At 60.1% G+C, this 15433-nt stretch carries 10 protein-coding genes; 7 read left to right on the top strand and 3 right to left on the bottom strand.

The features are described from left to right. Positions 1-300 precede the first annotated feature (300 nt). From HZ99_RS01995 to HZ99_RS01980, 4 genes are all read left to right on the top strand, one after another. The gene (locus HZ99_RS01995; protein WP_038440963.1) at positions 301-816 is read left to right on the top strand and encodes a sigma-70 family RNA polymerase sigma factor; all 516 of its coding nucleotides are present in this window, start codon (positions 301-303) and stop codon (positions 814-816) included. Beyond that, positions 813-1751: a FecR family protein gene (locus HZ99_RS01990; RefSeq protein WP_038440961.1), complete on the top strand. Its 939-nt coding sequence runs from the start codon at positions 813-815 to the stop codon at positions 1749-1751. The genes HZ99_RS01995 and HZ99_RS01990 overlap by 4 nt, the downstream gene beginning before the upstream one ends. A 65-nt stretch (positions 1752-1816) precedes the next feature. Beyond that, the gene (locus HZ99_RS01985) at positions 1817-4228 is read left to right on the top strand and encodes a TonB-dependent siderophore receptor (RefSeq protein ID WP_080727647.1); all 2412 of its coding nucleotides are present in this window, start codon (positions 1817-1819) and stop codon (positions 4226-4228) included. A gap of 169 nt (positions 4229-4397) precedes the next feature. After that, the gene (locus tag HZ99_RS01980) at positions 4398-9194 is read left to right on the top strand and encodes a glycosyltransferase (protein WP_080727646.1); all 4797 of its coding nucleotides are present in this window, start codon (positions 4398-4400) and stop codon (positions 9192-9194) included. Positions 9195-9327: 133 nt separating this feature from the next. On the opposite strand, the gene HZ99_RS01975 is transcribed toward HZ99_RS01980, so the two are convergent. Continuing rightward, complete coding sequence (locus HZ99_RS01975; RefSeq protein ID WP_033902000.1) at positions 9328-10305, bottom strand: IS5 family transposase; 978 nt, start codon at positions 10303-10305, stop codon at positions 9328-9330. A gap of 366 nt (positions 10306-10671) precedes the next feature. After that, entirely contained in the window at positions 10672-12003 is a 1332-nt protein-coding gene (locus HZ99_RS01970; protein ID WP_038440956.1) for a PLP-dependent aminotransferase family protein, read from the bottom strand. A 90-nt stretch (positions 12004-12093) separates the two neighbouring features. Between HZ99_RS01970 and HZ99_RS01965 the strand changes: the two genes are divergently transcribed. From HZ99_RS01965 to yghX, 3 genes are read left to right on the top strand one after another with little or no spacing between them, the layout of a single operon-like run. Next, positions 12094-12984, top strand: a complete 891-nt coding sequence (locus HZ99_RS01965; protein ID WP_038440954.1) for a DMT family transporter — start codon at positions 12094-12096, stop codon at positions 12982-12984. Positions 12985-13036: 52 nt separating this feature from the next. Then, a complete protein-coding gene (locus HZ99_RS01960; RefSeq protein ID WP_038440952.1) occupies positions 13037-13531 on the top strand; it encodes a PaaI family thioesterase in 495 nt (164 codons plus the stop codon). Between the two features lie 45 nt (positions 13532-13576). Beyond that, positions 13577-14464, top strand: a complete 888-nt coding sequence (yghX, locus tag HZ99_RS01955) for a YghX family hydrolase (RefSeq protein ID WP_038440950.1) — start codon at positions 13577-13579, stop codon at positions 14462-14464. Positions 14465-14531: 67 nt separating this feature from the next. On the opposite strand, the gene HZ99_RS01950 is transcribed toward yghX, so the two are convergent. Beyond that, a complete protein-coding gene (locus HZ99_RS01950) occupies positions 14532-15413 on the bottom strand; it encodes a LysR family transcriptional regulator (RefSeq protein WP_038440948.1) in 882 nt (293 codons plus the stop codon). Positions 15414-15433 lie beyond the last annotated feature (20 nt).

Below are 15433 nucleotides of genomic sequence, written 5' to 3'. Positions count from 1 at the left end.
GCAGGAACCGGGCTTACAGACCGCCCTCCCAGGGCCATATCCCACTAAACCATCGCCGCTCGGTCATAAAAACCAAATGAACTTGACCGATATACAAAAATTAACCACATAAAACCCCGTTGATTGACGGCATAAAGCCCCCTGTCCCTGAACAGCGCCGCCTGGTCGACCCGGCTTTCTTCGACGCCCTCTATAAAGACGTTCAAAAGGCTGATCTCAAGACCAACGCGCCCTCGACCATTGCAGCCGCCAATCAGAAACAACTAGAATAAGATTAATTCCCACTTACGAATTTTTCGCATGAAACCCGCCCAACCCGCCGAAGCCGCGACGCTTGAAGCCCTGTACCGCGGCTATCACGGCTGGCTGTTGAGCTGGTTGCGCCGCCGCGTAGATTGCTCCCATCACGCGGCAGACGTGGCACACGACACGTTTATCCGCCTACTGTCGGCTGAGCCCTATGTGGCGCCCCGCGAGCCCCAGGCCTATCTCGCCACTGTGGCCCGCCGCCTGTTGATGGACAAAAATCGCCGGCGCCGCCTGGAACGGGCCTACCAAGAGGAGCTGGAACGCTGTGCCCAGTACCTTGAACAGGCCCCCTCCCCCGAGCAGATTCTGCAGGCGGTGCAGGTGCTGGAAGCGATTGACCGCGCTTTGGCGCGGATGAAGCCGCGAATTCGCGAGACCTTTATCCTGCGCCACCTCGATGGCCTGGATCAGGCACAGATCGCCGAACGCCTCGGGGTTTCGGTGCGCACCGTGCAACAGGACCTGGTAGAAGCCCTGCTGGCCTGCGACGCGTGCACTCAGGCATGACCCCGGCCATCCTGCGCCAAGCCGCCGAGTGGCTGGTGCGCCTCGACCATCAGTCCGACACCGCCAGCCAGCAGGCCTTCCATGCCTGGTTGGCCGCCGACCCGCAGCACCCGTTGGCGGTCGCGCGCTTGCAGGGCCACCTGTCGCCGCTCAAGCAGGCACCGGCCCGCGCAGCCTTACGCCGGGCGCGCCAACAGCCAAAGGCGATCAAGGGCCTGGCACTCAGCCTGTTAATCGGCCTGCTCGCCCTGCCGACTTATCAGTACAGCCAGCGCGGCTATCTGTTCGCCGACCTCAGCAGCGCCAGCGGCCAGTGGCAGCGACAACGCCTGGCCGATGGCAGCGCCCTGCAACTGGATGGCGGTTCGGCCGTGGACCTGCACTTCGACGCGCACCAACGCCGCGTGCGGCTGCTGCAGGGTGAAGTGCTGGTAGATGTGGCCAAGGATGCCCAGCGCCCGTTCTATGTCGATACCCCACAAGGCAGCATCCGTGCCCTGGGTACGCGCTTTATCGTGGAACGCAGCGGCGACGCGACAGTGGTCAGGATGCTCGAATCGTCTACCCGCATCGACAGCGGCACCCAGCAACTGACCCTCAACCCCGGCCAACGGGTGCGCCTTGAGGCAAGTGGCCCTGGGGTCGTGGAACCATTCGATGCCCGCGCCCACGAGGCCGCCTGGAATACCCATCAACTGCTGGCCAACGACGAACCCCTGGCGGATGTGCTGGAGCGCCTGGGCCGCCATCGCAGCGGCCTGTTGCTGTTCGATCGTCAGGCCCTGCAAGGTTTGCGGGTCACGGTGATGCTGCCTTTCGACGACCCTGCACGGGCCTTGCGCCTGCTCCAGCGCACGCTGCCGATCGAGGTCAGCAGCTACACCCCCTGGATCATTCGCGTGTCCTTGAAAAACAGTACGAATAATTCTCAATAAAGTCTGCGTGTTTTCGGTTTTGCCGCGTCCTTTCCTTGGCCAACATCCATAGGAGCACCGATTACATGTCTTCCACCCCATCGACCCGTGGCAGCCTGCTGCTGGCCAGTCGCTTGCTGTTTGGCTGCCTGCCGCTGGCATTGCCGGCCATTGGTTACGCGCAGCAACAGGTCCAGGCCTTCGATATCGCCCCAGGCCCCCTCGGCGATGTTCTGAGCCGCTATGCCCAGGCCGCCGGCACGCCGATTTCCTTCCAGTCGCAGCAAGTCGCCGGCCTGCACAGTGCTGGCGTGCGCGGCAGCTACAGCGTGGTGGATGGCTTTGCCAAGGTCTTGGCAGGCACCGGCCTCGCGGTGCAGGCCAGTGCCGATGGCTACCAGTTACAGGTTTTGAACAAGGGTAATGGCCCCCTCGCACTGGCCACCACCGAGATCACGTCCAACCAACTGGGCACCGTGACCGAGGGCACGGGTTCCTACACCCCGGGCACCATCGCCACCGCCACACGCATGGTCCTGACGCCCCGCGAGACCCCGCAGTCGATCACCGTGATCACCCGCCAGCACATGGACGACTTCGGCCTCAACGCCATTGACGATGTGATGCGCCACACCCCCGGCATCACGGTGTCGACCTATGACAGCGAGCGCACCAACTACTTCGCCCGTGGGTTTTCCATCGAGAACTTCCAGTACGACGGCATCCCCACCCTGCGTAACTCGGCCTACTCGTCCGGACAGACCCTGAGTGACATGGCGATTTATGACCGGGTCGAGATTCTAAAAGGCGCCACCGGCCTGCTGACCGGTGCCGGTGCGCCGGGCGCGACCCTGAACCTGATCCGCAAAAAACCGACCCGTGACTTCAAGGCCAGTATCGAGCTGGGTGCCGGCAGCTGGGATAACTATCGCTCCCAGGTCGACATCAGCGGACCGTTGACTGACAACGGCAACATTCGCGGGCGCGCCGTGGCGGCCTATCAGGACAAGCATTCGTTCATGGAGCGCTACCAGCGCAAGACCAGCGTCTACTTCGGTTCGCTGGAAGCGGACCTCGACGATGACACCTTGCTGACCGTGGGTTTTGACTACCAGGACAACGATCCCATGGGCTCGGGCTGGTCCGGCAGCCGCCCGTTGTTCAACACCAAGGGCGAGCGCATCGACGTCAAGCGCTCCTATAACAACGGCGCCAAGTGGAGCCGTTGGGAGCAATACAATCGGGGCGTCTTCGCCACCCTGGAGCGCAGCTTCGCCAACGGCTGGGTAGCCAAGGCGCAGGTGACCCATCAGCTCAGCGGCTACCACGCCCCGCTGGGTTCGATACAAAGTGCGCCGAATCCCGACACCGGCCTGTCCACGGTATACGCCAACAAATTCACCGGCCAGACCCGCGCCAATGCCGCCGATGTGTACCTCAGTGGTCCGTTCAGCCTGCTGGGGCGCGAGCATGAACTGGTAGTGGGTGGCTCGGCCTCCAACTCCCACTGGAAAGGCAAGGACTACGGCAGCGTGAAACACCCCAATGGCAATGTGGTGGACTTCTGGAACTTCGACGGCAACATCGCCGAACCCGACTGGGGCACGCCCACCGCCATCAATGACCAGACCACCCGGCAGAGCGCGGGCTACATGAGCACGCGCTTGAACCTGGCCGACCCGTTGAACCTGTTCCTCGGCGCCCGCGTGGCCAGCTACACATTGCGCGGCACCGACGACTCCACGGAAACCGGGCGGCTTGTACCCTACGCCGGCGTTACCTATGACCTGAACGAAAACTTCACGGCCTACGCCAGCTACACCGATATCTTCATGCCGCAAAGCTACAGCCGCGACCGCAACAACAAGCTGCTGGAACCCTCCGAAGGCAAGAACTACGAGGGCGGCATCAAGGGTGAATTCCTTGGCGGGCGGCTCAACACCAGCCTGGCCTACTTTGAAGTACACCAGAGCCATCGCGCAGAGGCCGACGCCGAATACAACGCGGCGCCGACCAACCCGTCATTGGGCTATGCCTCCAAGGGTATCGAAGCCAAGACCAAAGGCTTCGAGGCCGAAATGTCCGGTGAGCTGCTGCCCGGCTGGCAGGCCCAGGCCGGCTATACCCACAAGATCATCCGCGACGAGAGCGGGCAGAAAGTCTCGACCTGGGAACCCGAAGACCAGCTCAGCTTCTACACCACCTACACACTCAAAGGCTCGCTGGACCGCTTGACCATCGGCGGCGGCGCGCGCTGGCAGAACCGTAGCTGGCAGGAGCTGTACAACCGCTACAAGGCCAAGAATGAGGAGTTTGCCCAGGAAGCCTACTGGCTGGTGGACCTGATGGCGCGCTATCAGGTCACCGAGAACCTGTCCGCGACGCTGAACCTGAACAACGCGTTCGACAAGAAGTACTACACCAACATTGGGTTCTATAACACCGCTTACTACGGCGACCCACGCAATGTCATGCTCACTACGCGTTGGAACTTCTGACCCGTCGCCCCGACACTGAGTGTCTACTTGAGAGCAGCGATCGAAACAAAAGGCAACGACAGCTTGACTAGCTGAGGGAATCAATAAGGGGAGAAAGGCTACACAGGGTTGATGCCATGGCAGCGGCTTAAACCTGGCCCTCTCCTCGATCCCTCAGGCGGCACACCTTATGAACAGTGTTTCCAGCATTCGCACGCAACGCCACCCACTGCCCACTCCAGACACCACTGCGCTACAGCCGCTCTCCCGGCCAAAACGTGAAGCCGGCCCCCCACCAGAAACGGCTGAAGACTCTCGCACCAACGGTGACCGTGAGCTGGCAATGGAGTACCACGCAGCGCTACTGCAACTGGCCAATCGCCAGAGAGATGTCAAAATCAACACAATCGCCCCCGACTCCACATTCGGCCAGTGGTGGGCGCAGTTGCGAAATGCCTTTAAATCGCCCGAAGTCCGTCAATGGATCGAGAGCAAAGGCATTCACACCGGCTCGATCCAACTCAATCCCGAGTCGGGCCAGATCTCTTTCAAGCTCCAACGCCATCTCGATCCCGAACAGAAGCGGCACACTCTCGGGCAAGACGACCGGCATTGGGCCTCAATCAGCGAGCCGATCCTCCAGGCGGGGCGTGTCATCTCGGCCGGCCATGCCGACACGACCTTCGCCCCCCCGACAAGCGATCTTGAGGAGCCAGTCCCGTACTGGTTGGTCGGACACTTTTATAAAGAGCCGCTGGACCTTACCGGGCCCTCGATACGCCAGCGTGCGGCACAAATCGCTCAAGACCAGGGCTTTAAAAAACTTGAGCCGACAACCTCCGGCAGTTTGATCAAGTCTCGCAGCGAGGAGGCACTTCAAACCCAGAGGGCGCATTTGGGCGACACTCGCAACCTCTACCAGGCCATCGCCGAACTGCGCCACCTGGCAGCTCGCGTAGAGGGAGGTATCGAATACGGCGGGCACATCAGGGATGAGCTGAAGAAGAGGACGCTCGAATTATCCTTCGACCGGACTTATCAGGTGCCCAACGCAGGTCCGTCGAACAGCGTCAGCCTTCTCCAGTTTCTGGAAGACCACGGCTGGGATATCCCCAACAGTCACGCAGAACTGGAAAACCTTGCCGCCGCCCTCTCCACACCGACACCCAGGGCACCCACCCATGGCAACCTGGGTGGCGCGCTGGCCTGGCCTGTGCCGCTCGACCCCGCCAGCCAGGAACAGTTGAAGGCGGATTTACGCACCGGTCAGTTCGGCGATATCGCGCTGACCCCGTTTAACCGTGTGCTGGATTATCTGTTGGACAACAGGCCTATCACGCCTGAGGAACTGCGTCATCCGCCACTGTTGATCGACGGCTTGATCAACTCGCCCCGAGGCAAGGCGCTGGGTAGCGCCATTCAAGCCACCTTCGAAGCTCGTGCAGTCAAAGGCAGTGCTGTCGACTGGCTGCTGGCGGCCTTGCACCTGCCAGGCAACAACAGTGCTGAGCACGAAACAGATAGCCAGGCACCCGGCCAAATCCAAGGCTACTCGTTGGTCTCGGCACAAAACACGGGCAAGTCGGCCTCGACGGTCATCAAGCAATTGGCGGATCACCTGATTGCCAGGGGCAGCGCGTCGTCTCCCGAGAAAGCGGCGGTTCAGGCTCATCTGCTACTGGCTAGCCGGGCGCCGGCGTTCCTGGTCAAGGACATTCCGGACCAAGTCGTCGTGGGCACCCACAGTTGGGTCAGCTTTGTCACGGCAACCGCCCGCCTTGAAGCCAAGGCGCCAGGGACGACGGCAACAATGAGCTACGCGCAAGTCATGCTCGAAGCCAGCACAGCACCGATCACTGATACAGAACGCCAGGTTGAATATGTTGCCCAGAACCAGGCGATCAAAGAGTGGGGCCTGGCCAACGGCATGAGTTACCCGGTGACCACGGACGCATTGAACACTGTGCGCGAAGCATTCAATGCGCAAATCCGCGAACTGATGGAGGCCTCTGAATCGCAAATTCCGCAGATGCCCACGACCAAAGACATTGCCCTGGAAGAACTGAAAAAAGCGCTGCCGGACATGGCCCCCGAGCTATTCGAAAAGAAATGTATTAACTCACAGCCCTCCAGCCGTTTTTTTCCAGGGCCTTACTCACTGCTGGATCTTTACATCGATGGTCGCGCACTGTCCGGAGCGCCGACGTCGGCCGATAACTGGGGTGAAAAGGGCCGTAGTTTTATAAAGGGCATCACTTGGGATCAAATCGATATTGCGCCTGATGGAAAACCCGCAGTCTGGGTTTCCTCATCGGATGCGATCAACGTCGACAGTGTCATGGCAACCCTGAAAAACTTGCCGCGTCCGCTACAAGCATTCAAAGAGACCTTTCCCGGCTACGCCAACAGTGTGAAAAAAGCTACGGCGGCGCAGCTCAAACTCCTTGTTTCAAAACTGCCACTGGAGGACCGGCAGAACCTGGAGCTCGGCAAAATAAGCATCCACAAAGAAATTCGCTACCTCCGGGAAGATCATCCCATTCGAGTCGAGCCGGGCGTATTGCTGGTCAAAACCGAGCGCAATGGCCAAGCCATGACGTACGCAATCGACCGTTTGAAGGGCACCGTGACCCGGAGACCGGAACAGTCCTACAGGGAATACGTTCCAAGCGGTGGTCATGTCTACGTTTCAGACGGTAAAAAATTCCCCGTGATCGAGCCCAAGGGGCAGTACTCGCCAGGGATAACGGATGCCAACGAATCGGCACAAGGCGCACCTAATAGTTTCAGCAGCCCCAGGACTCAATACATCGCTGACGCCATGATCCTGGACATGGATTTTCCAGCGGTCGAACAGTACGCCAAGGGGGCAACCACCTTCGATACCGAAGTGCCAACCCATCAGGTCGTTGCTGAGATAGCACTGAACCTGATCCCGTTCAGATCAGCCATAAAAAACTTCATAGACGGCAATATTGGTGCCGGCATTGTCGATCTGGCCTTTGATATCTTCGGTTTTGCAATCGGCCTGGGTGCTGCGGCCAAGGGCGCAAAAGCGCTTTCAGCCGGCGCATCGGTGCTTTCAAAAGTAGGCCAGGCGGGCAAGATCATTGGGCGGGCAGCGATTGGCGCACTTAACCCACTGGGCGGTATTGATGACCTGGCGCGGGGCGTGGTGGGCCTCGGTCGTACCGCCCACAAAGGGATCAAACACCTGCGTGGTTCCTACCGTAGTGTCAATCTGCTTGAACTGGCAAAAAGACCCGATATCGCCGAGGGCACCTACAAGGCAACCAATAGCGCACTTGAAACCAGAGCCCTGGCGAAGTTCGACGAGGCGACCCAGCAGTGGTACCTCTTCGACGCCCGCACGAAGCAAGCGTACGGCAAGGCACTGGATAACTTTTACGTTGATGTGCCTAAGTTAAACGACCCCAACAGCTTGCATGCCATCGGCAGCGATGACGTCGCGAAGACTGCCAGCCAGCAGCACGGCCTGGCGGCAAGCGGCACGTTCAAAGTGGGAGAAAAGACGGTTGAAGGCAATGTGGTCTTGTTTCAAGGCAATTGGCATCAATACGACACGCTCAAGAAACGCGCCTTTGGCCCACCCCTTCGCGATTTCACACCAAGCCGGGTGGCGGCCAATGGCGAAGTCAAATCACTCAACACCGACTTATTGGGTTATGACATCAAACATATTGCGCTGGATGAACTCACGACCAAGGGTGCGCAGGGCAATATCTACGTGGGCCGCAGCAAAAAGGAATATGTAAAGGTTGATGGGCAGCTGTATGAATCACGCGTGCAAGATGGGCAGCGAACCATCCGCCACCCGGGAGGCTCCGCCCCGGATATACCCCTCAGGGATCTTGGTGTTTCAGGATGGGAACCTGCCTCAAGGACAAACCGACTGGTGGGGGGTACGGGGAACGCTCCAACACCCTGGAAACTTGGAGACAGTACCTACGTAATCCCGACGGACGATATAAGAGCAACAGGGAGTTCGGTGCATCCCTACTCACTCAATTACCAGGGCGTGGAGCATAACGTCATCTTCGACAGCTCGGTCGGGGCATGGAAGGCGACCAATCTCTCTACGGGCGTTCAAGAACTAAACCATATGTATTTCTGGAGAACTGGCAAAGGCAAATGGCAGCGGGGAACATTCAATGAGCTAAGAAAAAGCAAACCGATCGACGCCCACAGGTTCCAATTCGTTGATATCTCCCCCCCGACAGCCATAAACATTCCCCATGATGTAAAACCCTTACCCAAGGAGTTCCATTACTTCTGGGCCGGCCAGGATATCCCGGCCAATCTGGTGGAAAACATGGTCAGCAATGCACTCAGGACGCCAGGCTACAAATCCATTCTGCACGTAGATGCCGACAACCCCGGCATTTTTCAGGCAATAAAGAGCAAACTGGAGAGCAGGGCTCCAGGCCTGACGGTGATGAACCTGCATGAGGATGAGCTTCTCAAGCAGCTGAAAAATGGCGACATGTACAACTACTTCCGACAGGGGCAAGGCAAGAATCTTGCGGCCGTATCGGATGTAGCGCGTTATCCGATCATGAATAAATACGGCGGTATTTATCTGGACACCGATGATGTCATTCAAGCCAATATCGCCAGTGGCAGCAGCGCATTAAAAGCAGGTTCGACTGACATTATCCTCAACAGACCTGTTGCACATAGCCTGACTGACTACAATGCGTTCTACAACACCAGTAACTTTGCAACACACCCTGACAACCCAGTGATCGCCCATGTCATTACTGAAATGGAAAAACGATTTGCGGCCAACAAATCTTATTTCACAGCCAATCGGCCCACCGTTTCCAGGGACAGCGCTGGCAAGATTCAATTCACTCCGGAGTTCAACGTCTATGAAACTAAGATTTTTGAAACCGTTGGGCCCACGCTGTTTAACGACATCCTTAAATCCAAAAAACCCGACATCTACGACTTAGGGAAGGTCTGAAGTAAGCAGCCGTTTTTAACGGCCTCGCTGTCTGAGGTTCAAAAAACACCGACTTAATCGAAAATCAGACCTTTCCTCCTGTCAGTTCACTGTTTTTTGCGGAATAGCACCTTTTCAGGGCTCATTGTCCACATCACAGGCGCACCTCGCCTGCATTCAACAGTCGTTTTCGCATCATCCACAGGTTCGATAAGGCAAACAGTGTGGTCTGCTGCGCGGTGTTTTTCACCAAGCCTCGGAAGCGGACTTTCGTATAACCAAACTGGCGCTTGATCACCCTGAATGGATGCTCAACCTTGGCCCGGACTTGAGCTTTCGCGTATTCGATTTTGCGGCGCATGCGACCGATCAGGCTCTTTTTTGCATGCTTCTTATAGCTGCTGGGGCGCGCTGCGATCGACCAGATCATCTGGCGATGTTGATGCTCCGCACGCTTCTCCACGCCGGTGTAACCGGCATCGCCAGAGACGTAAGTTTCCTCGCCATGCAGCAACTGATCGACCTGAGTCACGTCCGCCACATTCGCCGCCGTGCCCACCACGCTATGTACCAGACCGGATTCAACATCGACACCGATGTGCGATTTCATCCCGAAATAGTACTGATTTCCTTTCTTTGTCTGGTGCATTTCGGGGTCGCGTTTACCGTCCTTGTTCTTGGTCGAACTGGGCGCATGAATGATCGTCGCATCGACCACAGTTCCCTGACGCAGCAGCAAACCTCGGTCGCCCAAATAGCCGTTGATGACCTGCAAAATCCCACCGGCCAGCTCATGTTTTTCCAACAGCCGGCGGAAGTTGAGGATCGTGGTTTCATCCGGAATCCGATCCAAATGCAGCCCGGCAAACTGGCGCAGAATCGTGGTTTCGTAGAGGGACTCTTCCATCGCCGGATCGCTGTAGCCGAACCAGTTTTGCATCAGATGAACCCGCAGCATGGCCATCAACGGATACGCCGGACGACCGCCTTCACCCTTCGGATAATGCGGCTCGATCAACGCAATCAGGCCTTTCCAGGGCACGACCTGATCCATCTCAATCAGGAAACGCTCACGGCGGGTCTGCTTACGTTTGCCTGCGTACTCGGCATCAGCGAAAGACATTTGCTTCATCGGGGCTCAACCGTTCAGTTCGTGGGACAGCCGTATCTCACCAGATTTGGAAGTCTTTTTCAGAGTTTCCTTAGGTTTCGATGGTGCCATTAAACAGCTGAAGGTTGTCGGTGGCAGAGCCGTCTCATCCGGATCTAAAGTCGACGTTGAAAGCAATGTACGCCAGCTCTTCCAGAGCAAGGGGATTACGCCTCCCCCCCGCCTGAGGGCGCAGCTACAAGCAACGAAGGAGCACTACCTTGCGCTTCACCACCAGTTAGACATCAAGGTTGGTGCCGAACATTCCTGGATCAACACCTGAGCAAAAAACCGACAGTACCCGTTCGCCCCTGAGTCCGCTGTGGCAAGACAAGGGGTGAAACGGGCCTACAAGTACGCCTCGACCACCTTGCGCACCGTCAGCAGCGCCGCATGCAGCGCGTTTTTGTCTACCGAGCCCAACGCCAGCCGGATCGCATGGGGTACCTGCGCCGACACCGAAAACGGCTCGGCCGTGGACACCGAGATGTTCTCCCGCGCCAGCGCCATGGTGATCTGGTCCGCCCGGGCGTCTTCGCCCAGCGGCAGCCATAAAAAGTAAGACGAGGGGTGGGCGATGTAGTCCATCCCCGCCAGCACGTGCGCAGCCAACACCTGGCGAGCCTGGGCATCCAGGCGTTTTTGCGCTTCCAGTTGCAGCACCGTGCCATCGTCGATCCAGCCTGCGGCGATGGCCGTCATCACCCCAGGTGCGTTCCACACTGTGGCCATGATCGTGCGCTCCAGGGCCGGCACCCATTCAGCGGGCGCCACGACGAACCCCACACGCAGGCCAGTGGCGACACTCTTGGACAGGCCGCCGACGTACACCGTGCACTCTGGCGCCAGTTGCGCAAGGGGCGGTGGCGCGTGTTCGGCGAGGAAGGCATACGCGGCGTCTTCAATCAGGATCACCCCATGTTCACGGGCGATACGTACCAGTTCCTCGCGCTGGCCCATCCCCAGTACCCAGCCCAGGGGGTTGTGCAATGTCGGCATGCAGTACAGCGCGCGCACCGGGCGCCGGCGACACAGTAGCCCCAGGGCCTCCAGGTCAGGACCAATGGCCGTGACCGGGACCGCAACGATCTCCAGGTGCAAGGCCTCGGCCAGCACCTTGAACCCCGAATAGGTCAAGGCATCCACCGCCACCACATCACCCGGCTTGAGCAGCGCCATCATCGCCACCGCCAACCCATGCTGCGCCCCGCTGACAACCAGCACCCGCTCGGCCGCGACGTGCAACCCACGCTGCACCAAATGCCGGGCCATGGCCGCACGCTCATGGGCGCGCCCGGCATGGGGCTGGTAGCGCAGCAGGGCTTCCAGGTCGCCGGACAACGCCAACTGGCGCAAGGCCGTGCGCAACAGGTCAGCCTGGCCCGGCAAGGAGGGATAGTTGAAGTTCAAGTCAACCATGCCCGCCGCCACGGCAATCTGCCCGACGCCCTGCCCCGGCACCACGGCAATTTCCCGTACAAACGTACCGCGCCCGGTCTCTCCGCTGACCAGGCCCATGGCCTCCAGCTCGCTGTACACCCGACTCGCCGTGACCAGCGCCAGCCCGTGAGTGGCCGCCAATTGGCGGTGCGTGGGCAGACGGGTACCGGGCACCAGGGCTCCAGAGCGGATATCCCTGGCAAAGGCATCCACCAACGATTTGTATCGCGCAGGGGGCATGAGTGATGTATCCATGACAATTTTTTGATTGTCATCATTCTCAGCCATAGGATGCGCACAACACAACCTCCCCGGCCGAGCGTACTGAACATGGAACAGACATCCCCAACCATCCCCCCTGAACTGGGCCGCAGCGGCTGGCTCAACGGTTTGATCGGTGTACTGATTTTCAGCGGTTCTCTACCGGCCACGCGCCTGGCGGTCCTGGAGTTCGAGCCGGTGTTCCTCACCGTGGCCAGGGCCAGTATCGCCGCCGTGCTGGGCCTGATGGTGTTGTGGCTGTTCAAGGAAAAACGCCCGGCGCGCGACCAATGGTGGCCGTTGCTGATTGTCGCGCTGGGCGTGATCATCGGCTTTCCGTTGCTGACCGCCCTGGCGTTGCAGTATGTGACGTCTGCCCACTCCATCGTATTTATCGGCCTGCTGCCCCTGGCCACCGCCGTGTTCGGCGTGCTGCGCGGTGGCGAGCGGCCGCGCCCGGTGTTCTGGCTGTTTTCGATCCTCGGCAGCCTGCTGGTGATGGGCTACGCCTTGGCCCAGGGGCTGAACGCCGCGCCTGCTGGCGACCTGCTGATGCTGCTGGCGGTGCTGGTGTGCGGCCTGGGTTATGCCGAAGGCGCCAAGCTGTCACGCATCCTCGGTGGCTGGCAGGTGATTTGCTGGGCGCTGGTGGTGGCGCTGCCGGTGGTGGCACCGTTGACCCTGGTCCTGGCTCCCGCCTCCTTCTCCGGTATCAGCCTGCCCGCCTGGCTGAGCCTGGGTTACGTCGCCGTATTTAGCATGTTGATCGGCTTTGTGTTCTGGTACCGCGGCCTGGCTCAGGGCGGCATCGCGGCGGTCGGCCAGTTGCAATTGCTGCAACCGTTCTTCGGCCTGGCGCTGGCGGCCACCCTGCTCCATGAACACGTAAGCCTGGGCATGCTCGCCGTGACCGTCGCCGTGATTGCCTGTGTGGCCGGGGCGAAGAAGTTTGCACGTTAGGGGCGTGCGCCCTTAGGCTCAGGGATTGGTCCCAGAACAATAAGGATGCCCGATGCACACCCCTTCCCTGCAAGACACCACCGCGCCGGACGGCGTCTGCTACGGCTGCGGCCCACGCAATGCCCATGGCCTGCATATCAAGAGCCGCTGGGATGAGGACGGCGTGCATATCGTCGCCGAGCATCTGCCCGATGCCCACTACTGCGGCTGGCCGGACCTGGTCTACGGCGGCTTGATTGCGATGCTGGTCGACTGCCACTCCAACTGGACCGCCATGGCCTATCACTACCGCGCCGAACAGCGCACGCCGGGCGACCTGCCGCGGATCGACTGCGTGACCGGCAACCTGGGCATCAAATTCATCAAGCCGACGCCGATGGGCGTGCCGCTGACCCTGCGCGCCAGGGTCGAGGGCGAGGTCGGGCGCAAGAGCCGCGTGGTGTGCGAGGTGTACGCCGATGGCGTGCTGACGGCGATTGGCGATTCGATCTTCGTGCGGGTCGATACCACTCGATTGGCGGATACGGCCCATGGCCGAAAGGCCTGACACTGGTTTACATTCAACCCCACACACCACTGCAGGAGCCTGACGATGACTCGCCTGACCGCCAAAGACTTCGCCCCTGAACTGCTGGAGCTTTACGACGGCTATGCCCATGGCAAAATCAACCGCCGCGAGTTTCTCGACCGTGCGGCCCTGTTCACCTTCGGCGGGCTGACCGCCTCGGCGTTGCTGGCGTCGTTAAGCCCCAACTACGCCCTGGCCGAACAGGTGAAGTTCACCGACCCGGACATCGTGGCCGACTACATCACCTACCCCTCGCCCAAGGGCAACGGCCAGGTACGGGGCTACCTGGTGCGCCCGGCCAAGGCTGCAGGCAAGGTGCCAGCGGTGGTGGTGGTCCACGAAAACCGCGGGCTCAACCCCTACATCGAAGACGTCGCCCGGCGCCTGGCCAAAGCGGGGTTCATGGCCCTGGCACCCGATGGCTTGACATCGGTGGGTGGCTACCCTGGCAACGATGAGAAAGGCGTGGCGCTGCAACAGACCGTCGACCCGGCGAAGCTGATGAATGACTTCTTTGCTGCCATCGAATGGCTGATGCATCACGACGCCAGCACCGGCAAGGTCGGCATCACTGGCTTCTGCTACGGCGGTGGCGTGACCAATGCAGTTGCCGTGGCCTACCCGGAGTTGGGCGCGGCGGTATCGTTCTATGGACGCCAGCCCGAAACCAAGGATGTGCCGAAGATCAAGGCGCCGATCATGTTGCACTTTGGCGAGTTGGACACACGCATCAATGAAGGCTGGCCGGCCTATGAAACAGCCTTGAAGGCCGCTGGCACGACCTACGAAGCGTATATCTACAAGGACGCCAACCACGGCTTCCACAACGACTCGACCCCACGCTACGACGAGGCTGCCGCGAACCTGGCGTGGGAACGCACCCTGGGTTGGTTCCGTAAATACCTCGCCTAACCGCCTGTAGGCGCCCGGTTTGCCGGCGATGGCGTCCGTGAAATCGCCATCGCCGGCAAACCGGCCCCTACAGGGGGGGCTTGGACTGTTCCAGCAGCCAGTGCTTGAACGCCAGCATCGCCTGGGTCTCGGCGCGCGATTGCAGGCGTGTCAGCCAATAACTGCCGGTGGTGATGCCCGTATCGAACGGCTGGCGGATCGCGTCCTGGGCCAACTGCCGCGAGAACATCTGCGCCGGGGCCAGGGCCACGCCATTGCCTTGCAGCGCCGCCTCCATCATCGCCAGGGACGAGTCGAACACAATGCTGCGCGGCACGAGTGTATCGGCGGGCAACCCCGCGGCCTGGAACCACTGGCTCCATTCATCCATGCGATAGGAGCGCAATAAGGTGTGTTTCAACACATCCCCCGGCGCGTGCAGTAACCGCGCAATCGCCGGTACGCACAACACCGTCAGCGGTGCTTCCAGCAATTGGCAGGCCTGGGTGCCGTGCCATGCACCGGCACCGAAACGGATCGCATAATCCAGGCCTTCGGCGGCGACATCGACGCGGTTGTTGTGGGTCGACAAGCGCAGGTCGATAAACGGGTAGCGCCCCTGGAAATCCGCCAGGCGCGGCAACAGCCAGCCCACCGCAAATGTCCCCACCGCTCCCACTGTCAGCACTTCGCGGTAGTGCCCGGCCTGGAACTGGCCGAGGGTCTGGGTGATACGGTCGAAGGACTCGCGCAGGACCGGCAACAGCGTCTCCCCCTCGCGGGTCAGCATCAAGCCACGGGGCAGGCGTTTGAACAGGATCACGTTGAGTTGTGCCTCCAGGCTCTTGACCTGATGGCTGACCGCCGCCTGGGTCACGCACAGTTCGATGGCCGCCCGAGTAAAGCTCAAGTGCCGGGCAGAGGCTTCAAACGCACGCAGTGCGTTAAGGGGCAAATGGGAACGCAACATGGTTTAAGCCCAAGTTATTC

Origin of the sequence: Pseudomonas fluorescens (genome assembly GCF_000730425.1) — a bacterium.
GTDB classification, from domain to species: domain Bacteria; phylum Pseudomonadota; class Gammaproteobacteria; order Pseudomonadales; family Pseudomonadaceae; genus Aquipseudomonas; species Aquipseudomonas fluorescens_X.
Note: the sequence above shows the minus strand (reverse complement) of the source record. Positions and strands in the feature narration are given on the sequence as shown.